Below are 26135 nucleotides of genomic sequence, written 5' to 3' on the forward strand. Positions count from 1 at the left end.
GACTATGAACAAATATATAAATCGATTCTTTTTGACCTCCGCACTGGCCATGGCGGGGCTGCTGGGCACGACGACTTCGTGTACCGACTACCTCGACAAGTCGCCTGAAAGCGATTACGAGGAGAACGACCCCTATAAGAACTTCATGAACTTCCAGGGCTTCACTGAAGAGCTTTACAACTGCATTCCCATCATCTCCAACAGCGAGTACCACACGTGCTTCAACTACGGAGAGGACGTATACTGGGAGCCGCAGGAGACCCGTCTGCAGACCATGAACGTGGACAACGGCGACTTCTGGGGCTGGACCACAGCCTACTATGGCTATCCGCGTAGCGGAGGAGCTGCCGGAACATCGACCCGCCGCGACAAGGGTGATCTCTGGACCAACAGCTGGTACGGCATCCGCAAGGCAAATCAGGGCATCGAGAACCTGGGGAATCTCGTGAGCGCCACTGAGGAAGAGCGTCAGCTCATCGAAGGCCAGCTCTACTTCTTCCGTGCCTGGTTCCACTTCATGATTATGGAGTGGTGGGGCGGCATGCCTTACGTGGACCATGTCGTGACAGAGACCGAACAGCTGGACCGGCTGACGTGGCAGGAGTGTGCCGAGCACTGTGTGGCAGACTTCCAGCATGCTGCCGAGCTGCTTCCCGTCAACTGGGACGAGACCGTTGCCGGTAAGGTGACGTTGGGCAAGAACAACATGCGTATCAACAAGATTATGGCACTGGCATACGCCGGCAAGACCCTCCTGTGGGCAGGCAGCCCGCTGATGAACTGGGCGTCAGGTGGAAACCGTGAATACAACACCGAGCTGTGCAAGCGGGGTGCCGAACTGCTGGGCGAAGCCCTGCGCATCACCGAGGAGACCGGACGTTATGAACTGGCTCCCATGGACCAGTACAACGACATCTTCCTCCTCCACAACTCCAACGGACGCATCAACGGCGTCAACGAGGCCATCTTCCAGGAGAACCTCATCGACTATAACTCCCGCTGGCGCTGGAACATGGTCAACGACTTCCGTCCGACCAGCATCGAGGCTTCCGGTATCAAGAACTACCCGACTGCGAACTACGTGAACTACTTCGGCATGGCAAACGGCTATCCGTTGCCCGAAGACATCACACAGGCAGATGCCGAGTCGGGCTATGATCCCACCCACCCGTGGAAGAACCGCGACCCGCGCTTCTACAAGGTCATCATGTTCGACGGCGTGAAGTTCAAGAACTCCGGAGGTTCGGGCGGTTGCGTGGAACTCTATACCGGCGGACGCGAGAGTGAGGAAAGAGACTCCAAGAAGGGTTGCTTCACCGGCTACATGAACAGCAAGCTCTGTCCGCAGCTGATGAACACCACGGACGGCTATAAGGAGAACAACATCATGGTGCTCAACCTGATGCGCCTCGCCGACGTCTACCTGATGTATGCCGAGGCAGCCGCTGTGGGCTATGGCTCTCCGCAGGGCAAGGCTACGACTTACTCGCTGACAGCCGTTGATGCCATCAACAAGGTGCGCGACCGTGCAGGTACGGCCCACGTGCTCGACAAGTTCCTGGGCAACACCACCGATTTCCTGAGCGAGGTGCGTCGCGAACGTGCCGTGGAGCTTGCCTTCGAGGGCTTCCGCTTCATGGACCTGCGCCGCTGGATGCTGCTCACCCAACAGCCCTACACGCTGAAGACCAAGATTGAGTTTGACCGTGCAGGAGGCAGCTACAACTACGATGCGCCCGAAGAGAATGCCATCCGCAACCTGCGTGAGGTGACTTTGCTTGAGCGTCAATACACCGACAGACACTACTGGTATCCCATCCCGCGCAAGGATGCGAACATTTACGAAGGGTTCAGCCAGAACCCCGGGTGGTAATTGACCGATTAACTAATAATGACGCAAACAATGAAAAGAAAGTATCTACATATTGGCTGTACGATGTCCGGCATGTTGCTCTGTGCGACAGGAGTCTGGGCACAAGAACAGCAAGACAGCCTGGTGAACGTGGCATTCGGCAAGATTGCGCGCGAAGACCTGACGACAGCCGTCTCGACGGTCAACACATCGGAGCTGCTCAAGAAGGTGAACAGTACGAACAGTCTGGTGGGGCTGGACAGCTACATCGGCGGATATACCGGAAACATCTGGGGACAGGAACCGCTGGTGCTCGTCGACGGGGTACCCCGTAGCGCAAGCAACGTGCGGGCTTCCGAGGTGGAGAGCATCACCGTCATGAAGGATGCAGCCGCCGTCGTACTCTACGGCAGCCGTGCCTCGAAGGGAGTGGTCCTCATCACGACCAAGCGCGGCAAGAACGAGCCGATGCGCATCGACGTGCGTGCCAATGCCGGTATCAATGTGCCGAAGGCATACCCCAAATACCTGGATTCCGACTGCTACATGACGCTGTACAACGAAGCTTGCCGCAACGACGGACTCCCCGAACGTTATGACGCTTCGACCATCTATTATACGAAGCTGGGTACGAACCCTTACCGCTATCCGAACATCGACTTCTACAGCTCCGACTACCTGAAGAAGGCGTATTTCAACACCGATGTGACAGGAGAGGTGACGGGAGGTAACGAGCGCACGCACTACTACCTGAACTTCGGCATGAACTACAACAACGACTTGCTGAAGTGGGGCGAAGCGAAGAACAACTCAGACATGACCTTCAATGTGCGTGGAAACGTCGACATGCAGCTCGCCAAGTGGCTGAAGGCGACAACCAATGCAGCCGTGGTCTACACCAACCAGTACGATGGCCGCGGGGACTTCTGGGGAGCCGCTTCGACACTCCGTCCCAACTGGTTCGCTCCGTTGTTGCCTACCGACATGATGGACCCCAACTCGTCGTCCATCCAGGAATACATCACCAACAGCAACCACCTCATCGACGGCAAGTACCTCCTGGGCGGTACGTCGGCAGACCTCACCAACCCGTTTGCCGACCTGCTGGCTGCCGGATACATAAAGGAGAAGTCGCGCATGTTCATGTTTGACGTGGCACTCGAAGCCGACCTCAGTTCCGTGCTGGAGGGACTCTCGTTCCGCACGGCATACAGCGTGGACTACACCTCTTATTATTCAGAGGCGTTCAACGAGACGTATGCAGTCTACGAGCCTACCTGGGCACAAGTGAACGGGAAGGACATGATTGTCGCCCTCAACAAGCACAACAATGACCAGAAGAACCCCAACGAGTACGTCGGCAAGTCGATGTACGACCAGACGATGACGTTCAGTGCGCAGTTTGACTACAACCGTACGTTCGCCAACCTCCACAACGTGTCGGCTACCCTCCTGGGATGGGGTTACCAGACACAGAGCTCTGCCGACGAGAATCACGAGAGCAGTGACTATCACCGCACGAGCAACGTGAACCTGGGCTTGCGTGCTGCCTATAATTACGACCATAAGTACTACGCCGAGTTCGGCGGCGCCGTCGTGCATTCCGCCAAGTTGCCCGAGGGTAACCGCAACGCCTTCTCGCCGTCAGTGAGTCTGGGATGGCGCATCAGCCGGGAGGACTTCTTCCGCGACAATGTATCCTGGATCGACGACCTGAAGCTCACTGCGTCCTACGCCAACCTGCATCAGGACCTCGACATCGAGAAGTATTACATGTACGAAGGCTACTTCTCCAAGACCGACGGTATGTACCCGCAGTGGCACGACGGAACGGCAGGTGGCTGGACACCGACGTCCAAGCAGGGTACGAACCTCGACCTCGACTTCATCACCCGTCAGGAGTTCCGTGTGGGCATCGATGCCACACTTTTTGACCGTTTCCTGCGCTTGAACGCCAACTACTTCCATCAGGATACGAAGGGTCTGCTCACCCAAGGTTCGTCGACGATGTTCCCCTCGTTCTTCCAGGGCAGCACGAACAATACCTTCCTCCCGTGGATCAACTACAACGAAGACCGTCGCAGCGGGTTTGACTTCTCGCTGAGCGCCAACAAGAAGATTGGCGAGGTCGACGTCACGCTGGGATTCTCGGGCATGTACTTCACCTCGCAGGCGATGGTCCGCGACGAGATGTACGATGAGGCCTACCAGGAACGTGCCGGACGTCCGCTCGACGTGTCCTTCGGTTACATCTGCGACGGCTTCTTCAACTCGCAGGAAGAGATTGACAACCATGCCCGCCAGACGTTCGGTACGGTACGTCCCGGTGACCTGAAGTACCGCGACATCAACGGCGATAACGTCATCGACAGCAAGGACCAGGTGGAACTCGGCAAGAACGGCTGGGCAGCACCTCCCTTCTCCTTCGGTCTGAACCTGACGCTGAAGTACAAGGACTTCACCTTCTTCGCCATGGGTACGGGACAGACAGGCTCCGTCGACTTCAAGAGCAGCTCGTACTACTGGAACCGCGGCACGAGCAAGTTCTCCGAGGTAGTCTGGGGACGTTGGACCGAGGAAACCAAGGAGACGGCGACCTATCCGCGTCTGACCACCACCAACGGAGACAACAACTACCAGACCTCCACGTTCTGGATGTACAAGCGGAACTATTTCAACCTGAATCAGGTGCAGCTCACCTACGACTTCCCCGAAGACACCTTCAAGGGTACGTTCGTACGCGACCTGAGCGTCTACTGCGGCGGCTCCAGCCTGCTCACCATTTCCAAGGAGCGCAAGCACATGGAACTGAGCACGGGAGTCCCCAACTGCCGCAACTTCTACCTGGGCTTCAAGGCTGCCTTCTGATTCCTCACGACAAACTAGCAGAATATGAAAAAGACTATATTACTTTTAATGGCGGGTGCCTTCCTTGCTGCCGGGTGTGACGACCTCTTCGAGCCGGCGATTGAGAACCACCCCGATATCGAGCAACAGATGCACGACGACCCCGAGTACGCCCGGGGAATCCTGCATAACGTCTATAGCATGCTCCCCAGTTGCTACGACAACAGCGAGTATGCCACCGATGACGCCGTGACCAACCAGTCGTCGAACGTCTTCCTCCAGATGGCGACCGGTGCATGGACCAACACGTCCTACAACCCGTTGAGCCAATGGAACAACGCCTACAACGCCCTCCAGTACATCAACCTCTTCTTGGAGAACGTCGACGAGGTCCGCTGGTCACAGGACGACCCCGAGATGAACGCCCTCTTCGCACGCCGTCTGAAGGGCGAGGCATACGGGCTCCGCGGCATGTACTACTACTATCTGTTGCGTGCACACGCCGGGTTCACTGCCGAAGGTGAACTGCTCGGTGTGCCCCTCATCAACGAGTACCTCACCACCACGTCGGACTTCAACATTCCCCGTGCGACCTATCAGCAATGTCTGGAGCAGGTGTACAGCGACCTTTCACAGGCGGAGCAGCTTCTCCCGTGGGAGTACAACGATGTGTCTGCCGTCCCGGAGGGATTCCAGGACCTGACGACCGACGCCAGCAAGTATAACAATGTCATGGGTGCCAAGGCACGCCAGCTGTTCAACGGACTGATAGCCCGCGCCTTCCGTACACGCATGGCACTCCTTGCCGCCAGTCCCCTCTATCAGGACCCCTCCAACAACGCCACGTGGGAAGACGCTGCGAACGCAGCAGCCGACATCATCGACTACAAGGGCGGAGTGGGAGGCCTGGCAAACGACGGGCTGGAATACTATTCACCCTCAATCGTCAACAGTGCCGACGACGGCAACAACCCTGCTGAAATCCTGTGGCGTAGCGGACGTTCGAGCAACAACACACAGGAGTCGCAGAACTTCCCGCCCAGCCTCTATGGCACCGGATACATGAACCCCTCGCAGAACCTTGTGGATGCCTTCCCCATGGCAAACGGCTATCCCATCGACCACAGTGCAGGAAACTACAACGAGGTCGCTCCCTACGCCAATCGGGACCCGCGTCTGGCGAAGTACATTATCTATAACGGAAGCACCATCAGCGAGAAGGGCGTCACCATCAACATCGTCAACTCCAGCACCGATGGCATCAACGTCACCGAGAACCGCTCCACCCGCACGGGTTACTACATGCGCAAACGTCTGCGTATGGACGTCAACTGCAACCCTGCAGCCACTTCCAACCAGCCGCACTATGACCCGCGCATCCGCTTCACGGAGATGTATCTCGCCTTTGCCGAAGCTGCCAACGAGGCATGGGGCCCGAAGGATGCCCGTCGCGGTTACTCCGCGTATGACGTCATCAAGAAGATCCGTCAGCGTGCAGGTGTCGGCGGAACCGATGACCCCTATCTGGAGGAGTGTGCCGCCAGCAAGGAACGCATGCGTGCCCTCATCCACAACGAGCGCCGTCTGGAGATGTGCTTCGAGAGCGTCCGCTTCTGGGACCTGCGCCGCTGGAAGGAGAACCTCAACGAACCGGTCTACGGCTTGCAGTGGAACGGCAACGGCTACGAACGCATCCTGGTGGAGGAACGCTCCTACGAGGACTACATGTACTACAGCCCTGTGCCCAACTCCGAGATTCTCAAGTTCAGTAACCTGAAGCAGAACCGTGGCTGGGAGTAACCCTACTATCATCACTCACCATTAACAACAGACTTATGAAAAAGAACATACTTTACTCCGGACTGGCAGCCCTGCTCCTCTCGTTCACCGCGTCCTGTGAAAGCTCGGACAACGAGTTTCCCGACTTCGACTACCAGACGGTTTATTTCGCCAACCAGCTTGCCATGCGCACCATCGAGCTGGGTGAAGATGAATTTGTCGACAATACCGGCGACAACGAGCACCGCTTCTCCATCAACGCTGCCTGGGGCGGCGGATACACCAACCGTCAGAACGTCATCATCGACTACGTGGTAGACCCTTCGCTCTGCGACAGACTCTACTTCAAGGGAACCGACACCCCTCTGACCCTCATGCCGGAGTCGTACTATGAACTGGGCAATCCGAGCCAGATAGCCATCCCCCACGGAGAAATCAAGGGCGGTGTGGACGTCTACCTGACCGACGCCTTCTTCGCCGACGAGAAGTCGGTCACCGACTACTATGTCATCCCCCTGCGCATGACCCATGTCGAGGGAGCCGACTCCATCCTCATGGGAGCAGCCGGTGTGGAGGACCCCATGCTGACCAACAGCGGACACTGGAACATCCAGCCGAAGAACTACGTGCTCTATGCCGTGAAGTACGTCAACCCCTATCATGGTGAGTACCTCCGCCGCGGTGTCGACCAGGCGGTCATCAACGGAGTATCGTCAACCATCGTCCGTCATGAAGAATATGTGGAGAACGACGAGACCGTGCAGCTCACCACGAAGAGCCTGACCGGAAACATCCTCTCGCTCTCGGCAAGGGATGCCTCCAACAACATCTATTACTACGATGTACGTCTGGACTTCAAGGACGACGGCAGCTGTGAGATGTCTTCCGCCTCCGACAACGTCGAAGTGACGGGACAAGGCAAGTTTGTCAAGGACGGCGAGAAGAACAGCCTCGGCGGCAAGGACCGCGACGCCATCTACCTCGACTACAAGGTGAACTTCACTGACAAGGACATGAGCCTCGCTACCCGCGATACGTTGGTGCTCCACACCCGCAACGTGGTCGGTGGAAAGACGTTTGAGATAGACATCAAGTGAAGTGAGTGACCCCGCTTCCTCTTCCGTCCGCCTCTCACACCGGCGGACAGGGGACGGGGGCGCCATGCAAACCCATTAAAACAAAGAGACATGAAACATATCAGCAATAAGCTAATCGGATTCGCCCTGCTGTCTGCAGCAGTGGTGGCATGTACCGATGAGTACGACTGCAATCTTCAGCTGGAGAAGCCGGTCGACGCCGAAGTCAGCGAGTACCTCGCCAGCTTCGACCTGCTCAAGACCTACATTACACGCACTCCGGAATCGCCGTTCCAGCTCACTTCCAAAGTGTCGGCTTCGGAGTTCGGGACTCGTGAAGTGGCATTCAGCACCATCCTGAACAACCTCGACGGTGCCGATGTCGACGGCTCGTTCAGCACCGCCTCCTGTCTGCAGGACAACGGCAGCTACAGCGTGGTCGACATGAAGTCGGCGGCAGAGACGGCACAGGAAGCCGGACTGTCGCTCTTCGGCGGAACGCTCTGTTCCGACCAGGGACAGTGCGCTTCCTACTACAATTCCCTCATCGAGCCGGTCATCATCCCCTTCGTGCCTGAAGAGGGGAGTATCGTGGTGGCTGACTTCGAGAAGGATGCCCTTGGCACCTCATACCCCTTGACGGGGGCAGGCGCCAGCTCCGTGGTGGAAGACCCCGACGGCAACGGTAGCAAGGTGCTCCGTCTGGGAGACGAGACCACCGGTTTGAGCTACTCTCACCCGAAGTTCACCGTGACCCTTCCCGGTGGAGCTACGTTGGGCGACTGCTCCAGCCTGAAGCTCGACATGCGCATCATCGACCAGTTCGGTATCTATGGTGCCGGTATGAGAGTCTTCATCAACGGGACGGAACTGGCCGTCAGCAACAGCAACGGCGGCGTGAATGCGCAGGGCTTCGGCTGTAACCCCAATACCTGGAACCGCAGTGCGAAGATTCAGTTCCTGAGCAGCAACGAGACTTACGGCAACTCGCCGGCTGTCATCATACCCAAGAATCTTGAAGGACTGACGACCTTTGAGCTGGGCGTGGGAACCGCCTCCGGCGATGCCCGCTACTACATGGACAACGTGACGCTCGACTACATGTTGCCCGCCGAAGGCAGCACGATGATTGACTTCGAGAGTGATGCCGCGGGTACACAGTATCCGATGACTAACGGCAACCAGGCAGTGGTCGAGGACGACCCCACCGGGACGCACGGCAAGGTGCTCCACGTCGGTACGGCTTCCTCGTTGTGCAGCTACACGTACCCGACCTTCCACGTGAAGCTGAAGGATGGACGTACGCTGGGCGATTACACGGGCGTCTACCTGGAGATGTTCCTCATCGACGGGAAAGGCAAGTATGGTTCCGGTATGCGTATCGTCATCAACGGGCAGGAGTTCAACTGCGGCATGGGACCGGCTCACCTCGGTGCTCCCGACAATGCATGGGGACGCATCTACATCCCCTTCGTCCTGGACGGCACGTCCGGTAACGGACAGATCGGCATACCGGCATCGATGAAGGACCTGACGGAAGTGGACATTGCCGTAGGGTCCGGCTCCGGTGAGTGGCACGCCTACATGGACAACATCGACTTCCGCTGGAAGGCGGACGACCAGGTCATCGAGAAGACCCCCGAAGAGAAGAAGGACATCTTCACCGGCGAGCTGCGCACATGGATAGGTGCACTCATCGATGCCGGCGGTGAGACCGTCAAGGGATGGAACGTCATCGGTGAACCGCTCAGCAAGACGAACGACGCCAACACCTTCCACTGGGGCGAGTACCTCGGGGAGACCGAGTACGCGCAGACTGCCGTCCGGATGGCACGCGACACCGCGAAGACCGACCTCGACCTCTTCGTCAGCAACACCTTCAGCCAAAGCGAGAACCTCACGCAGAAGTTCGACGAGCTGGATGCGCTGGTGAAGACCTGGGAGGCGGACGGCGTGACGAAGCTCGACGGCTACAACATCCTGCTCCACGCCACTTACTCCAAGGATGCAGCCACCCAGGAGGCAAACCGGGAAGCCATTGTCGCACTCTTCACTCGCCTGGCTGAGAGCGGACGCCTCGTACGCATCTCCGACTTCACCGTGCAGGTGCTGGACGAGAAGGGCAGTGCCATCACGACCGCGCAACGCTCCTTCGAGGACGAGATGCTCGGTGCAGACTATGCCGCCTTCATCCTCAAGAAGTACTTTGAGATTATCCCCGCCGCCCAACAGTACGGCATCTCCTTCTCCCGCCTGACCGAGGGCAACGACGCTGTCCTCTGTCCGTGGAGTTCCGGTTACAACCGCACCGGCATGTACGTGGGCATTATTGATGGACTGAAATAACAACTTGACTCTCGCAGGCACAGGCCTCAGCTGACCCGTGACGGAGCACCGGGCGGCGTCAGCTGACGGCTTGGACTTGCGGCGGTCGAATAACAGCAAGACTATGAAATCGTATACCTTTAAACTGTGTTGGCTTCTGATGGGACTGTGCCTCGCGTGGGGCTGTTCCGATGACGACGACAACGTGATGAACACCGGTGAGCGCGAAGGCTCATACGCGCTCTTCCTGAAAAACGAACTGCAAGTCTCCGGTCATGCCGGGACGACCATGGCGGTGGTACAGTGGTCCGAAGCCGAATGGGAAATCTCCCTGGGTGAGGGCGACCTCGTGACAGCAGTCTCTCCCATGTCGGGAGGTGCCGCTACCGACCTGCACCAGAACGTCCGCCTGAAGATTGACTATACCGTCAACGGCGGACGCGAAGCCAAGTCGCAGGTCCTCCACCTGACGAACAAGACCACCGGCGAAGTCAGCGACCTGACCATCCGTCAGGGACTCACCTATGAAACCACGGCACTCGACATCGATGCGTCCGTACGTCATCAGCCCGTGGTCGGCTTCGGAGGCATGTACAACCCGAGGATATGGACCGGCAGCAATGTGCTGAGCACCGAAGATATGAACACCCTCTACGGTCCCGGCGGACTGGGTTACTCCGTCCTCCGTCTGATGATTTACCCCAACGAAGCCGATTGGAGCACCGACGTCGCAGCCGCCAGGCTCGCACAGGAGAACGGCGCCATCGTCTTCGCCTGTCCCTGGGTCGCACCCGATGCGCTAACAGAACTGGTGAAGGTGGGAGACAATGACGTTCCGCACCTGAAGGCGGAGAATTATGCCGCCTATGCGGACCATCTGGTGAACTACATTACCTATATGCAGGCAAACGGGGTCAATTTGTACGCAATCTCTGTACAAAATGAGCCTGACATGGAATTTATGACGTGGACTCCGGAAGAATTGCTTACCTTTGTCAAGCAGTACGGTGCGAAGATCCGTGCCACAGGCGTCAAGCTGATGGCTCCCGAGGCATGCGGCACCTCGCCCGACTTCACTGACCCCTTTATCAACGATGCCGAGGCATTCGCCCAGACCGACATTGTCGTAGGTCACCTCTATCAGGGCTTCATTAACACCGCCCAGGCGGGATACGAGAAAGACCGCCACGACTATGTGTGCGGACTCTACTCGCGCATCGGCGGCAAGACCTGGTGGATGACCGAGCACCTCTTCAATGACGGGGAGACGGAGACTGACCCCGCCTTGTGGCAGTTCCGTACGTGGGACTACAACCTCACCCACCTGGGCAAGGAAATCCACATGTGTATGGAAGGCTATTGCAGCGCTTACGTGTACTGGTACCTGAAACGCTTCTACGGCATGTTGGGGGACAGCGACCAGCGCAGTCCGGCAGGCGAAGGCGAAGTGACGAAGAACGGGTACATCCTGGCACACTACGCACAGTACGCCACCGGCATGACCCGTATCGGAGCGACGTCGGACAACTCGTCGGTGATGGCAACCGCCTATACCAACGAGGCTGGCAGTGAAGTCACCATCGTGCTGCTCAACCTCTCGACCGACACCCAAAGCGTGGAAATCCCCCTGAGCGGAGCCACGGTGAAGGAGGCGGTGGAGACCGATGCGGACCGTGACATGGTACCGGCAGAGACGGGCAAGACCGACACCGGCATCTATGTCATGGCAAACGCCAACAGCATTGTATCAGTCAGACTAGCATTATGATAGTAAAGTATGTTCTCACTTGGCTGTTCGTTGCGGCACTCTGCGTGCCGCAACTTTCAGCCAAAGTGCGGTTGCCACGGCTGGTGAGCGACCGCATGGTTTTGCAACGCGATACCGAGCTGGACATCTGGGGTTGGGCAGACCCCGGTGAGAAAGTGACGGTACGCTTCCAGGGCCGGCACTACGACACCGAGACCGGTGCCGACGGGTGCTGGCATGTTCTGCTTCCTCCACAACAGGCGGGCGGCCCGTTTGTCCTGGAGGTCAATGAAATCGTGATACGCGACGTGCTCGTGGGCGACGTGTGGCTCTGCTCGGGCCAGTCGAACCAGGAGACTCCCATCGCGCGCCTCACGGACAAGTTCCCTGAAATCAACGTGTCCAACAACCACATGATCCGCCACTACAAGGTGCCCACACAGGACGTCAAGGGTGAACTGCGGGAAGAGATAGCCGGCAATGCCGGCTGGCACTCGGCCATTGCCTCCGATGTAATGAACTGGACGGCTTTGGCCTATTTTTTTGCACAGGAGGCCTACGAACACACCCATGTGCCGGTAGGCATGCTGGTCTCCAGCCTGGGCGGTTCCGCCATCGAGAGCTGGATAAGCCAGGAACACCTGAAGGAGTTCCCGCAGCTGCTCGTCGACCAGGCTGCCTTTGACAGCCTCAAGCTCGCGCGGCAGGACCGGGGCGCCGGTCGCTGGCAGCTGCCGGAGTGCGACGACAGTGACTGGGCGACCATGACCGTCCCCGGCTACTGGCGTGAGAACGGGGCGGACATCTGCGGTACGGTCTGGTGCCGCAAGACCTTCGACGTACCCGCCTCGATGGCAGGACGGCACGCCCGCCTCTACATGGGCACGATGGTCGACAGCGACTCTGTGTTCGTCAACGGCACCTTCGTCGGCTTCACTTCCTACACCTACCCTCCGCGAAAGTATGACATCCCTGCCGGCGTGTTGCGCGAAGGGAAGAACGTCATCGCCGTCCGCCTCACGGCAAACGGGGGCAACGGAGGCTTCGTGAAGGACAAACGCTATGCCATCGTGGGCGACGAGGCGGAAATCGACCTCACCGGCACGTGGCGCTACAAGACCGGCATCGACCAGAGCGAGGTGCAACGCCTCTCGGCACGTCTGGCGAACCTCGACCGCTCCGGCTCGGGACTCTACAACGGCATGATATACCCCATCCGGCACTACCGTGTCAAGGGGGCGATATGGTATCAGGGAGAGACCAACGCGGGCAATCCCGCCCCGTACGCCGACTACCTGAAAGCCCTCATCACCAACTGGCGCGAGCTGTGGCAGTGGCCCGACATGCCCTTCCTGCTCGTGCAACTCCCCAACTTCATGGAGAAGAAGGACCGTCCGACCGACAGCGGCTGGGCACGCATCCGCGACGCACAGTTCCGCACGGCGCTCTCCGTGCCGCACACCGAGCTGGCTGTGACCTATGACGCAGGCGAGTGGAACGACATCCATCCGCTCGACAAGAAGACCGTGGCGCACCGTCTCTTCCTGGGAGCACGACGCCTTGTATACGGCGAGAAGGTCAACGCCTCCGGTCCGCTCTACAAGGACATGCAGGTCGACGGCGACCGGATTGTCCTCTCCTTCACCGAGACGGGACGCGGACTGGCATGCCGTGGCAAGGAGCTGAAGCACTTCGCCATCGCCGGCGAAGACCGCAAGTTCGTGTGGGCGAAAGCCGTCATCCGCGGCAACAAGGTCGTGGTGAGCAGCCCCGAGGTGAAGCATCCCGTAGCCGTCCGCTACGCCTGGAGCGACAACCCCTCCGACGCGAACCTCTGCAACAAGGATGGCCTCCTGGCATCACCCTTCCGTACGGACAACTGGTAAAGGCTGACGCTACGAACTTACAAACCCTTAAACTCATATCCTCAAATGACACTACGCAAACTCTTTGCAGCCTGTTGCTGCCTGAGCCTCGCCCTGACTTCTGCCACGGCGCAGGACAAGCTTTATCCCAACACCTTCCCGTTGGGCGATGTGAAACTGCTCGACGGGCCCTTCAAGCACGCCTGTGACCTCAATGTCGACGTCCTCCTCCAGTACGACGTCGACCGTCTGCTTGCTCCCTTCCTCAAGGAAGCCGGGCTGCCGAAGAAGGCAGAAGTGTTCCCCAACTGGAGCGGACTTGACGGACACGTCGGCGGGCACTACCTCTCGGCACTTGCCATCCACTACGCAGCCACCGGCAACCCCGAGTGCAAGCGTCGCATGGACTACATGCTGGACGAGATGAAACGGTGCCAGGACGCCAACGGCAACGGCTACGTGGGCGGAGTCCCCGACGGCATGCGCGTGTGGGACGAAATCGAGAAGGGCAACGTGGGCATCGTCTGGAAATACTGGGTGCCCTGGTACAACATGCACAAAGTGTACGCCGGGCTGCGTGATGCGTGGTCGTACGCCGGCAGCCAGCAGGCACGCGACATGTTCCTGCGCCTCTGCGACTGGGGACTGACGGTCATCGCCCCGCTCAGCGACGAACAGATGGAGCAGATGCTCGACAGCGAGTTCGGCGGGATGGACGAGGTCTATGCCGATGCCTACCGGATGACAGGCGACCGCAAGTACCTCGACGCCGCCAAGCGCTTCTCCCACCACTGGCTGCTCGACAGCATGGTCGCACGGGTCGACAACCTCGACAACAAGCACGCCAACACCCAGGTGCCCAAGGTCGTCGGATACCAGCGCATCGCCGAGGAGAGTGCCGCTGCCGGACAACCGGCTGACGAGCGCACCTACGACGCTGCCGCACGCTTCTTCTGGGAGACCGTCGTCTACAACCGCTCCCTCGCCCTGGGCGGTAACAGCCGGCGCGAGCACTTCGCCGCAGCCTCCGACTGCAAGAGCTACGTCGAGGACCGCGAAGGACCGGAGTCGTGCAACACGAACAACATGCTCAAGCTCACCGAAGGACTCTTCCGCATGCACCCCGAGGCACGCTATGCCGACTTCTACGAGCGCGCCATGTTCAACCACATCCTCTCCACCCAGCACCCCGGGCACGGCGGATACGTCTACTTCACGTCCGCCCGTCCCGCCCACTACCGCGTCTACTCGGCGCCCAACAGCGCCATGTGGTGCTGCGTCGGCACGGGCATGGAGAACCACGGCAAGTACGGTGAGTTCATCTATACCCACTCGGGCGACAGCCTCTTTGTCAACCTCTTCGTCGCTTCCGAACTGAACTGGAAGGAGAAGGGGCTCACGCTGACACAGGAGACCTCCTTCCCCGACACGGAGACCTCGCGCCTGACCGTGCACACCGGGAAACCCGTCCGGGCGAAGCTGCTCGTCCGTCATCCCTGGTGGGTGGAAGCCGGAGCCATGAAGGCGCTCTGTGCCGGGACGGACTATGCCGTCGGTTCCACCCCGTCGAGCTACATTGCCATCGAGCGTGAATGGCGCGACGGCGACGTCGTGGAGCTGACCCTCCCGATGCATGTCACCCTGGAGGAACTGCCCAACGTGCCCAATTATGTCGCCATCATGCGCGGTCCCATCCTCCTGGGCGCCCGGATGGGAACGGACCATCTGGACGGTCTGGTGGCGGACGACAGCCGCTGGGGACACATTGCCCACGGGCCCCTCGTGTCGGTCTTCGACACCCCCTTCCTCATCGGCGAGCGTGCCGACATCCTTGCCAAGCTGACGGCGATGCAGCCCGTCCCCGGCAAGCCGATGTGCTTCACCGTTCCCGGACTCTTCACCGGCAAGTACAAGGACCTGCAGCTGGAGCCGTTCTTCCGCATCCACGACTGCCGCTACATGATGTACTGGCTCTCGATGACGGAGCAGGAGTACGCCGACTACCAGGCTGCCGCCCGTGAGGCGGAGCAGCAGAAGCTGCGTCTGGACCGCCGGACGGTCGATGCCGTGGCGACTGCCGAGCAGCAGCCCGAGGTGGACCATCAGATGAAGAACGAGAACTCCACCACCGGCAATTTCCAGGGAGAGCCGTGGCGTGACGCCCGCGACGGAGGCTTCTTCTCCTACAACCTGGCGACCCGGGGCGAGACGACGCTCAACCTCATGGTGCGCTATTGGGGCAACGAGACCGCCGACCGCACCTTCGACATCCTCATCGACGGGGAACGGCTGGTGGAGGAGAACCTCGTCGGCAAATGGAACAAGTCCGAGCTGGTCAATGTGGAATACCCCATACCGGCGTCGATGCTGAAGGGCAAACAATCGGTGACGGTGACCTTCCGCAGCCGTCCCGGTACGGTAGCCGGCGGCGTGTTCTACGTCCGGCTGGTGAAACCGGACAAACAGTGATTCAATTGACAATGGACAACGTTTCAATTGACAATGGGCAATGGACAATTGACAATTGATTTTCCCCTGTTTGTCACAATGACATCATTTTCCCGGTTTTAACATCACAATTTCCTGATTTGCCGTTTCCAGGTAACGCGCATTTCCGCTAAAATCTCCCATTTAGCGAAATGCGCGTTAAATATTTTAAGATACGTCCTTCTGAATGCGCCTAAATAAACGTTCGTTTACATAATTACACCCTTTCTAACGCGAAAAAGCCATTCGCCGGACCTGTTATCACGGTAAAAAGCACCGGTGACTGGCTTCGTACGGACGCGTCCGCACCACCGTACCGACGTGTCCGCACCGTCGTAGTCGTTCGTCCGTACGAAAACAGCCATCTGTTTTCATTTTTTAGAGCCCGAAGGGGTGCGATTCCGCAGGTGTGAAATTGCGTTCGTCCGTGTGAAAAGACCGACGGAAGGGGACGAAAACGGGAGAGGTGGAAGCAGAATGACAGGAAACCGACGGAAAGTTCGTCAAGGTGTATTTAGTGAATCGCCCGAGAAGGGCCTTCCCGGTCACCAATCCGTATTTTGGTGCGAACGAAGGCATTCTCGGGCGATTCGTTTGACAGATTGACACTTTGTCAATTCTTTGGCTTCCGGCTCCTCCCGGACTGTCTTCGGAGCGAGGATTCCCGGCGGTTGAGGCTCCCCGTCCGTCTGTCCGTCGGCAGACCTTTCCCTCCGGGGAAGGGGTGGAGCGGGGCGGTGCGTCCGTTGGAGGCGGTGAGTGCGGGAAACGACGTTGAATACAGGGATTTTTGCAGGGATGTAACATGAACAAACAAATCTGAAACATCGTTAGTGGGTAGTTTGCCCCAAGATGCCTTTCTTTGCAAGACGGACGATAGCGCGGGGCTGCCTCCTTCCGGACGAACGGCCCTCCGCTGGCAGCTCCCTTTTCTGCGTTGCCCGGACGGGCGGACGGATGCTACATGAACACGTTTAAATCCCATACAGCCATGAATAGAATCAAGACCCTGGCAGGCATGGCAGCCGTCGCGCTGACCGTCCTGCAACCCTTGGCGGGCTATGCGCAAGACCCGCTCATCCAGACGAAGTACACCGCCGACCCGGCGCCGATGGTGCACAACGACACCATCTTCCTGTATACAACCCACGACGAGGACGATGCCGACGGCTTCAAGATGCTCGACTGGCTGCTCTACACCTCGACCGACATGGTCAACTGGACCGACCACGGGGCGGTGGCCTCGCTGAAAAGCTTCAAGTGGGCGGTGCGCGACAACGGCGCCTGGGCGGAGCAGGTCATCGAGCGCAACGGCAAGTTCTACATGTACTGCCCGCTCCACGGCAACGGCATCGGGGTGCTGGTGGCAGACTCGCCCTACGGGCCGTTCACCGACCCGCTGGGCAAGCCGCTCGTGTGGCAGAAGGAGCACTGGGAGGACATCGACCCGACGGTGTTCATCGACGATGACGGACAGGCGTACATGTACTGGGGCAACCCGAACGTCTACTACGTGAAGCTCAATGAGGACATGATTTCCTACAGCGGCGACATCGTGAAGGTCGACCCCGTGCCCGAGCACTACCAGGAGGGTCCCTGGTGCTACAAGCGCAACGGCAAGTACTACATGGCGTTCGCCTCGACCTGCTGCCCCGAGGGCATCGGGTATGCCATGAGCGACAGCCCCACTGGTCCCTGGACGACGAAGGGCTACATCATGCGTCCGACTGACCGCAGCCGGGGCAACCACCCGGGCATCATCGACTACAAGGGGAAGACCTACGTCTTCGGGCTCAATTACGACTTGCTCCGCATCGAGACGCCCGACCACCACGAACGCCGCTCGGTGTCGGCTGCCGAGATGCACTACAATGCCGACGGAACCATCCAGGAGGTGCCTTACTGGAAGGACACCCGTCTGGAGCCTGTGGGGACCTTCAACCCCTACCGCCGTGTGCAGGCCGAGACGATGGCTTGGGGCTACGGTCTGAAAACAGCCCCCAAGGCGGACGGCGGCATCTGCGTCACGAACATCCACGACGGGGAGACGCTCCGCCTCCGTGCCGTCGACTTCGGCAGCCAGGCGGGCACGATGACGTTCCTGGCTTCGGTGGCTTCCGCTGACGGGAACGCACGGCTGGAAGTCCGCCTCGACAGTGCCGAGGGGCCGCTCTTGGGCACGCTCGACATACAGCCGACGGGAGGCTTGGACGCTTACAAGGAGCAGACCTGCACGCTGCAGGGCGCCACGGGCGTCCATGACCTGGTGTTCTGCTTCCGTGGCGGCGAAGGAATGGAATTGTTTAACTGGGACTCTTGGGAGCTCCGCAAATGATGATACGGATGATGAAACTCATCTTATGCCTCTGCCTCTCCCTCTTCGTGGGCATGCAGGCTTCCGCCCGCGAGGTTGAACTGCGCAGCCCCGACGGCAAGTTGTGCGTCACGGTGGACGACACCGACGGCAATCCCACCTATCGGGTGGACTACGACGGGGTCGCCTTCCTCAACAAGTCCCCGCTGGGGCTGGACACGAACATCGGCGATTTCACCCGCGGGCTGACCCTGACGGGAGTGAGCGAGCCGACGACCCTCGACGAAACCTATGAACTGAAGACCATCAAGAACAGCCGTCCCCATTACGTGGCGAACGTGCAGACCTACACCTTCTCGAAGGAAGGCACACCGGTGTGCGACGTGGTGTTCCAGGTGAGCAACCACGACGTCGCGTTCAAGTACCGTGTGCTCCGTCGCGGCGAGACCCTCAGCTGCGTGGTGAACCGGGAAGCCACGGGCTTCGCCTTCCCCGCAGGCACGACGACCTTCCTCTGTCCGGAGATGGGACCGATGACCGGCTTTGCCCGCACGGCGCCCAGCTACGAGACCCACTATACCCCCGACGACACCATGGGCAAGAACGGCTGGGGCAACGGTTACACCTTCCCCGGACTGTTCCGCAACGGCGACCGGGGCTGGGTGCTCCTCTCCGAGACCGGCGTGACGAGTGCCTATTGTGGCAGCCGTCTGCTGGGTCAAGCCGACGGTCTCTACACGGTCGGCTATCCGACGGAAGCCTCCAACAACGGCAACGGCACGGTGGCTCCGGGCATCTCCCTTCCGGGTGAGACCCCGTGGCGCACCATCACCGTGGGCACGACCCTGCAGCCCATCGTGGAGACGACCATTGCCACCGACGTGGTCCGTCCGCTCTACGAGCCCTCGCAGGACTACCGCTACGGCAGCGGCTCCTGGAGCTGGATTATCGCCGGCGACGCCAGCACGAACTTCGACACCCAGAAGCAGTATGTGGACTTCAGTGCCGCGATGGGCTACCAGTCGGTGCTGGTCGACGCGCTGTGGGACACCCAGATCGGGCGCGACAAAATCGAGGAACTGGCACGCTATGCCTCCACGAAGGGCGTGGCGCTCTACCTCTGGTATAACTCCAATGGCTACTGGAACGATGCACCCCAGGGTCCGCGCAACATCATGAACAACACCATCGCCCGCCGCCGGGAGATGAAGTGGATGCAGCGCATCGGCATCCGCGGCATCAAGGTGGACTTCTTCGGCGGCGACAAGCAGGAGATGATGAAGCTCTACGAGGACATCCTCGCCGACGCGAACGACTACGGTATCCTCGTCATTTTCCACGGATGCACGCTGCCCCGCGGCTGGGAGCGGATGTACCCCAACTTCGCCTCTGCCGAAGCGGTGAGAGCGAGCGAGAACCTCAACTTCTCGCAGGAGGAGTGCGACCGGGAGGCGACCAGCGCCACACTGCTGCCGTTCATCCGCAACACCGTCGCCAGCATGGACTTCGGCGGGAGCGCGCTCAACAGGTATTACAACGCGAAGAATGAGCCCGGGGGCCGCCAGCGCAAGACTTCCGACGTCTTCGCTCTTGCCACGGCGGTGCTGTTCCAGAGCCCCGTGCAACACTTCGCCCTGGCGCCCAACAACCTCACCGACGCTCCGTCGTGGGCGATGGACTTCATGAAGGAAGTCCCCACGCTGTGGGATGAGGTGAAGTTCATCGACGGGTACCCCGGGAAGTACGTCGTACTCGCCCGCCGTCACGGCACGAAGTGGTACGTTGCCGGCATCAATGCGCAAGCCGAGCCGTTGAAGCTCACCGTCAGCCTGCCGATGTGGCAGCCGGGACAGGAGCTCAGGCTCTACAGCGACGACAAGGAGCTGCAAGGCAGCTTCTCGGTGAAGAAGCTCGGCAAGAAGCAGGAACTGAAACTCACCATTCCCTGCAACGGCGGTGTGGTGGTCGCGGGGCAATAAGCCCTGACGGACGCATCCGCCGGCGACCTCCCGGCTTCATTCGTCGGGAGGTCGGCAAACTCACGGATTCATAACCTTACAAACTTACATACGCACATGAACAAACATTACCTGATGGGGAGCATGGCCCTGCTGATGGCGGGCGCCCTGCACGCACAGAACCCCATCGTCCAGACTTGTTACACGACCGACCCGGCACCGATGGTGCATGATGGACGGCTGTACGTCTATACCGGCCACGACGAGGACAAGGCGGACTTCTTCTGGATGCAGGAGTGGCGCGTCTATTCGACCGCGGACATGGTCAACTGGACCGACCACGGCTCGCCGCTCGCCATCGAAACATTCTCCTGGGCGGACGACCGCGCCTGGGCGGCCCAGTGCGTGGAGCACAACGGCAAGTTCTACTGGTACGTCTGCCTGCACTCGAAGTTGTCCAATGCCATGGCGATCGGTGTCGCCGTGGGTGACTCGCCGACGGGACCGTTCAAGGACGCCATCGGCAAGCCGCTTCACGACGGCAGTTGGGACTACATCGACCCGACCGTACTCATCGACGACGACGGTGCCGCCTACCTGTACTGGGGCAACCCGAACATTTACTACGCGAAGCTGAACCCTGACATGATTTCCATCGACGGCGAGGTGCACCGCATGGAGCAGACGGTGGAAAGCTTCGGAGCTCCCAACCCCGAGGCGCGCGTGAAGGGCAAGAAGTACAAGGACGTCTATACCGAAGGGCCGTGGCTGAGCAAGCGCAACGGGAAGTACTACCTGCTCTACGCAGCCGGAGGAGTGCCCGAACACATCGCCTACTCCATGGCGGACGGTCCGCTCGGTCCGTGGAAGTACATGGGCGAAATCATGCCGCTGCAGGACACCGGCTCGTTCACCAATCACTGCGGCATCATCGACTACAAGGGCAACTCCTACTTCTTCTATCACACCGGCAAGCTGCCCGGTGGCGGCGGATTCGGCCGCAGTGTCGCCGTGGAGCAGTTCGACTACAACCCCGACGGGACCTTCCCGCTCATCAATGCCACCCGCGAGGGCGTGAAGCCCGTGGGTACGCTCTCGCCCTACGGACGGGTCGAAGCCGAGACCATCGCCTGGTCCGAAGGACTGAAGACCGAGCCGAATGCCGTGACGGGCGTCTACGTGTCCGACGCGCATGACGGCGACTACATCAAGGTGCGCGAGGTGGACTTCGGCGACCGTGCGCCCAAACGCTTTATTGCCTCTGCGGCAAGTGCCCTCCGCGGCGGACGCCTGGAAGTCTATGCCGACAGCATCGGCGGCAAGCCGGTGGCAGTGCTCGACGTCCCCGGTACGGGCGGATGGGAGAGCTGGCGTACGCTTGAGACGTCCGTGGCGCCCACGCTGACTGGCGTGCATGACATCTATTTCGCATTCAAGGGGCGCAAGGGCTGCAAGCTCTTCAACTTCGACTGGTGGGAGTTCAGCCGCGAGGAGGCTGCCCCCGACGTACGTGCCACCACGCAGGCGGCGTCCACGAACATACCCGGTGTGGAGTACCCGCGTCTCGACGCGCAACATCGTGCCCACTTCCGTTTCTACGCACCGCAGGCAACCCGTCTGCAGGTGGACTGCTGCGGCAAGAAGTACGACATGCAGCGCGATGCCGCAGGCTTCTGGACGGCGGTGACCGACCCTCTGGTCGTCGGGTTCCACTACTACTTCCTGCTGGTTGACGGCGTACAGGTGGCGGACCCTGCCAGCTACACCTTCTTCGGCTGCTGCCGCGTGTCGAGCGGCATTGAGGTACCCGAAGGCGAGGAGGGCGACTACTACCGTCCGCAACAGGGTGTGCCTCATGGGCAAGTGCGCTCCTGCACCTACTACTCGGAGACGACGAAGGCGTTCCGCCGCTGCATGGTCTATACGCCTGCGGAGTATGAGACGAACCGCAAGAAGCGTTACCCCGTGCTCTACCTGCAACACGGCATGGGTGAGGACGAGACAGGATGGTCCACCCAGGGCTGCATGCAGCACATCATGGACAACCTCATTGCCTCCGGCGAGTGCGAACCGATGATTGTCGTCATGGACAGCGGCGACGTGGAGGCTCCCTTCAGCCCGCGTCCCGGAAAGGACGTCGAAGAGGAACGTGCCCGCTACGGCGCTTCGTTCTATGGCGTCATCCTCGACGACCTCATCCCGATGATCGACCGCACCTTCCGCACCCGCACCGACCGCGACCACCGCGCGATGGCGGGACTCTCGTGGGGAGGCTACCAGACGTTCCACACCGCCCTGCCGCACCTGGACAAGTTCTCCTACATCGGCACGTTCAGCGGCGCCCTCTTCGGTGTGGACCTGAAGACCTGCTTTGACGGCGTGTTCTCCGACGCCGCCCGTTTCAACAAGCAGGTGCACTACCTCTTCCTCGGCTGCGGGTCCGAAGAGAACTTCGGCACGAAGAAGATGGTCGACGGACTCCGTGAGATGGGCATCAACGCCACCTTCTACGAGTCGCCGGGCACCGCCCACGAGTGGCTCACCTGGCGCCGCTGCCTGCGTGAGTTCGTGCCCCATCTGTTCAAGTGAACCGCCGGAAAGGACAAACAGACAAACGTTTCATAAATACATACACCATGAAGAAATTACTATGGATGGGGCTGTTGTGTGGCTGCCTCACGGCACAGGCACAGGACCCCAACTTCCACATCTACCTGGCGTTCGGCCAGTCGAACATGGAGGGCAACGCGCGTGTTGAGGCTCAGGACAGCCTGGACATCAGTGACCGCTTTCTCGCCATGTCGCCCATCGACTGCGCCGAGCACGGACGGGTGAAGGGCGAGTGGTACAAGGCTGTGCCGCCCCTTTGCCGCTGTCACTTCACCGGACTCACGCCCTGCGACTACTTCGGGCGTACCCTTGTGGCGAACCTGCCGCAGGACATCCGCGTCGGCGTCATCAACGTAGCCGTGGGCGGTTGTCACATCGACCTCTTTGACAAGGACAAGTACGCCACCTACCTGCCGACGCAGCCCGACTGGATGAAGAGCAGCGCAAGCTTCTATGACGGCAACCCTTACGGCCGTCTGCTGGAGATGGCACGCAAGGCACAGAAGGACGGAGTCATCAAGGGTATCCTCCTCCACCAGGGCGAGTCGAACACGGGCGACAAGGAGTGGCCCATGAAGGTCAAGAAGGTCTACGAGTGCCTCCTGGCTGACCTGGGACTGAAAGCCGAAGACGTGCCCCTCATTGCCGGCGAAGTGGTACATGCCGACCAGAAGGGCATCTGCGCCAGCATGAACGACATCATCGACACCCTCCCCGAGGTCATCCCCACGGCGCACGTCGTCCGCTCGGACGGATGCCCCGCCGGGCCTGACAACCTCCACTTCACCGCGCAGGGCTACCGCATGCTCGGTGCGCGCTATGCCGAGACCGTGTTGCGCCTGATGGGCATCAAGCCCCTGGTGAACAAGGAGGAGGCTACCCGCCTGAAGCTGTGGTACGGCGAACCGGCACGTCAGTGGACCGAGGCCGTGCCCGTGGGCAACTCCCACCTCGGCGCCATGGTCTACGGAGGCACGGAGAAAGAGGAAATCCAGCTCAACGAGGAGACCTTCTGGGCTGGAGGTCCCTACACCAACAACAATCCGGAGGGGAAAGAGGCGCTTGCCAAGGTGCGCGAGCTCATCTTTGCCGGCAAGGAGAAGGACGCGCAGGCACTCGCCGACAAGGCGTTCTTCACCGGAAGGAACGGCATGCGCTTCCTCACGATGGGAAGCCTCTTCATCCACCAGCCGGGGCACGGGAAGGCTAGTGACTACTACCGCGAACTGGACATCGAGGACGCCACCGCCACGACCCGCTACGTCGTCGACGGAGTGACCTACACGCGCACCGTCTTTGCCTCACAGGCGGACGACGCGCTCATCATCCGTCTGGAGGCGGACCGTCCCGGAGCGTTGAACTTCAGCCTCGACTACGACGCGCCCCTGGCGCACAGCGTGAAGGCGTCCAGGGACCGGCTCACCATCACCTGCAAGGCTGCCGACCAGGAAGGGGTGCCGGGCGCACTGACTGCCGAGTGCCGGGTGCAGGTGAAGCATGACGGCAAGGGCAGCCGGACGGCGGAAGCCGTCAGCGTGGCAGGCGCCACGACGGCAACCCTCTATGTCTGTGCCGCCACCAACTACGTCAGCTACAACGACGTCAGCGGCAAACCGTCCAAGCGCATCGACGCCGCCCTCAAGACCGTGCTCAAGAAGGACTACAGGCAGGCGCTCGCCGACCATGTGGCAGCCTACAGGCAGCAGTTCGACCGCGTACGCTTCAGCCTGCCCTCCACGACGGCTTCCGTCCGTGAGACCGACCAGCGGGTGGCAGACTTCATCAAGGGCAACGACCCGCAGCTCATGGCACTGATGTTCCAGTACGGACGCTACCTGCTCATCTCGTCCTCGCAACCCGGCGGACAGCCTGCCAACCTGCAGGGACTGTGGTGCGGCAGTGTGAATGCCCCCTGGGACAGCAAGTACACCATCAATATCAACACCGAGATGAACTACTGGCCCGCCGAGGTGACCAACCTGAGCGAGACCCACAGCCCCCTCTTCGACCTGGTGACCGACCTGAGCCGCACCGGACGCGAGACCGCCCGGACGCTCTACGGCGCCAATGGCTGGGTGGCACATCACAACACCGACCTCTGGCGTGCCGCCGGACCGGTGGACGCCGCCTTCTACGGACTCTGGCCCAACGGGGGAGCCTGGCTGGCGCAGCACATCTGGCAGCACTACCTCTTCACCGGTGACAAGGAGTTCCTCCGTCAGTACTACCCCGTGCTGAAGGGGACGGCGGACTTCTTCCTCAGCTACCTCGTCAAGCACCCCGGGAACGGATGGCTCGTGACTGTCCCCTCCCTCTCGCCGGAGCACGGCTACAACGCCTCGTCGCTGACTGCCGGCAGCACCATGGACAACCAGATAGCCTTTGACGCGCTCTACAACACCTGCCAGGCTGCCCGCATCCTGGGCGAGCCGCAGAGCTACCAGGACTCCCTTGCCGCAGCCTGGAAGCAGCTGCCGCCCATGCAGATAGGTCGCTACAACCAGCTCCAGGAGTGGCTGAAGGACGCTGACAACCCGCGCGACGGGCACCGCCACATCTCCCAGCTCTACGGTCTGTATCCCAGCAACCAGGTGTCGCCGCGACTCCACCCCGAGCTCTTCCAGGCAGCCCGGAACACCCTGCTCCAACGGGGGGACGCCGCCACGGGATGGAGCATCGGCTGGAAGGTGAACTTCTGGGCACGCATGCTCGACGGGAACCATGCTTACCGCATTATCCAGAACATGCTCCGCCTGCTGCCCGGGGACGACGTGCAGAAGGAATACCCCGAGGGACGCACGTACCCGAACCTCTTCGACGCGCACCCGCCCTTCCAGATTGACGGCAATTTCGGCTACACTGCCGGAGTCGCCGAGATGCTCCTCCAGAGCCACGACGGCGCCGTACAGCTCCTGCCCGCCCTGCCCGAGGCTTGGACCCGGGGCAGCATCAAGGGACTGGTGGCACGCGGCGGCTTCGTGGTCGACATGGACTGGGACGGCGCCCAGCTGCTCCGCGCCAAGGTGCACTCGCGCATCGGCGGCGTGTTGCGTCTGCGCAGCTACGTCCCCCTGAAGGGCGAAGGGCTGAAACCCGCACAGGGCGACTGCCCCAACGCACTCTATGCCCCCGCACCGGTGGCAGAGCCGCTGGTCTCAAAGGAACTGAAGGACCCGCAGCTCCCCATATTATATAAGGTATACGAATACGACGTGCAGACCCAGCCCGGACAAGACTACGTGTTCGAGCGCGGCACGGCGATGTAACATCTCCAA

General features: G+C 60.3%; 12 protein-coding genes. All 12 read left to right on the plus strand.

What is annotated here, in order from left to right:
• Positions 1–4: 4 nt before the first annotated feature.
• On the plus strand, positions 5–1873 hold the full coding sequence (locus M3087_RS12015) for a RagB/SusD family nutrient uptake outer membrane protein (RefSeq protein ID WP_249096068.1): 1869 nt from the start codon (positions 5–7) through the stop codon (positions 1871–1873).
• Positions 1874–1903: 30 nt separating this feature from the next.
• Positions 1904–4720, plus strand: a complete 2817-nt coding sequence (locus M3087_RS12020) for a SusC/RagA family TonB-linked outer membrane protein (protein ID WP_249096069.1) — start codon at positions 1904–1906, stop codon at positions 4718–4720.
• Between the two features lie 24 nt (positions 4721–4744).
• Positions 4745–6499 (plus strand): RagB/SusD family nutrient uptake outer membrane protein, encoded by a 1755-nt coding sequence (locus M3087_RS12025; RefSeq protein WP_249096071.1) that lies wholly within the window; start codon positions 4745–4747, stop codon positions 6497–6499.
• A gap of 35 nt (positions 6500–6534) precedes the next feature.
• Entirely contained in the window at positions 6535–7575 is a 1041-nt protein-coding gene (locus tag M3087_RS12030; protein WP_249096082.1) for a DUF5627 domain-containing protein, read from the plus strand.
• A gap of 90 nt (positions 7576–7665) precedes the next feature.
• On the plus strand, positions 7666–9900 hold the full coding sequence (locus M3087_RS12035; protein WP_249096094.1) for an endo-1,4-beta-xylanase: 2235 nt from the start codon (positions 7666–7668) through the stop codon (positions 9898–9900).
• Positions 9901–10003: 103 nt separating this feature from the next.
• Positions 10004–11647 (plus strand): glycoside hydrolase family 30 beta sandwich domain-containing protein, encoded by a 1644-nt coding sequence (locus M3087_RS12040; protein ID WP_249096097.1) that lies wholly within the window; start codon positions 10004–10006, stop codon positions 11645–11647.
• Entirely contained in the window at positions 11644–13512 is a 1869-nt protein-coding gene (locus M3087_RS12045; protein ID WP_249096099.1) for a sialate O-acetylesterase, read from the plus strand. Before M3087_RS12040 ends, M3087_RS12045 begins: the two co-directional genes overlap by 4 nt.
• A 45-nt stretch (positions 13513–13557) precedes the next feature.
• Positions 13558–15960: a glycoside hydrolase family 127 protein gene (locus M3087_RS12050; RefSeq protein WP_249096101.1), complete on the plus strand. Its 2403-nt coding sequence runs from the start codon at positions 13558–13560 to the stop codon at positions 15958–15960.
• Between the two features lie 1009 nt (positions 15961–16969).
• On the plus strand, positions 16970–18313 hold the full coding sequence (locus M3087_RS12055; protein ID WP_410797087.1) for a glycoside hydrolase family 43 protein: 1344 nt from the start codon (positions 16970–16972) through the stop codon (positions 18311–18313).
• An 8-nt stretch (positions 18314–18321) separates the two neighbouring features.
• The gene (locus tag M3087_RS12060; protein WP_249096104.1) at positions 18322–20271 is read left to right on the plus strand and encodes a glycoside hydrolase family 97 protein; all 1950 of its coding nucleotides are present in this window, start codon (positions 18322–18324) and stop codon (positions 20269–20271) included.
• Positions 20272–20367: 96 nt separating this feature from the next.
• On the plus strand, positions 20368–22839 hold the full coding sequence (locus tag M3087_RS12065) for a family 43 glycosylhydrolase (protein ID WP_249096105.1): 2472 nt from the start codon (positions 20368–20370) through the stop codon (positions 22837–22839).
• Positions 22840–22886: 47 nt separating this feature from the next.
• Positions 22887–26126: a glycosyl hydrolase family 95 catalytic domain-containing protein gene (locus M3087_RS12070; protein ID WP_249096107.1), complete on the plus strand. Its 3240-nt coding sequence runs from the start codon at positions 22887–22889 to the stop codon at positions 26124–26126.
• Positions 26127–26135 lie beyond the last annotated feature (9 nt).

Origin of the sequence: Mediterranea sp. ET5 (genome assembly GCF_023337025.1) — a bacterium.
Taxonomy (GTDB): Bacteria; Bacteroidota; Bacteroidia; order Bacteroidales; family Bacteroidaceae; genus Phocaeicola_A.

What these genes read in the sequence shown, in the direction of transcription:
- M3087_RS12050 (WP_249096101.1), top strand. Translation starts at nt 13,558, where the DNA reads ATGACACTACGCAAACTCTTTGCAGCCTGTTGCTGCCTGAGCCTCGCC.
- M3087_RS12035 (WP_249096094.1), top strand. Translation starts at nt 7,666, where the DNA reads ATGAAACATATCAGCAATAAGCTAATCGGATTCGCCCTGCTGTCTGCA.
- M3087_RS12020 (WP_249096069.1), top strand. Translation starts at nt 1,904, where the DNA reads ATGAAAAGAAAGTATCTACATATTGGCTGTACGATGTCCGGCATGTTG.
- M3087_RS12040 (WP_249096097.1), top strand. Translation starts at nt 10,004, where the DNA reads ATGAAATCGTATACCTTTAAACTGTGTTGGCTTCTGATGGGACTGTGC.
- M3087_RS12065 (WP_249096105.1), top strand. Translation starts at nt 20,368, where the DNA reads ATGAACAAACATTACCTGATGGGGAGCATGGCCCTGCTGATGGCGGGC.
- M3087_RS12030 (WP_249096082.1), top strand. Translation starts at nt 6,535, where the DNA reads ATGAAAAAGAACATACTTTACTCCGGACTGGCAGCCCTGCTCCTCTCG.
- M3087_RS12015 (WP_249096068.1), top strand. Translation starts at nt 5, where the DNA reads ATGAACAAATATATAAATCGATTCTTTTTGACCTCCGCACTGGCCATG.
- M3087_RS12070 (WP_249096107.1), top strand. Translation starts at nt 22,887, where the DNA reads ATGAAGAAATTACTATGGATGGGGCTGTTGTGTGGCTGCCTCACGGCA.
- M3087_RS12025 (WP_249096071.1), top strand. Translation starts at nt 4,745, where the DNA reads ATGAAAAAGACTATATTACTTTTAATGGCGGGTGCCTTCCTTGCTGCC.
- M3087_RS12055 (WP_410797087.1), top strand. Translation starts at nt 16,970, where the DNA reads ATGAATAGAATCAAGACCCTGGCAGGCATGGCAGCCGTCGCGCTGACC.
- M3087_RS12060 (WP_249096104.1), top strand. Translation starts at nt 18,322, where the DNA reads ATGATGAAACTCATCTTATGCCTCTGCCTCTCCCTCTTCGTGGGCATG.
- M3087_RS12045 (WP_249096099.1), top strand. Translation starts at nt 11,644, where the DNA reads ATGATAGTAAAGTATGTTCTCACTTGGCTGTTCGTTGCGGCACTCTGC.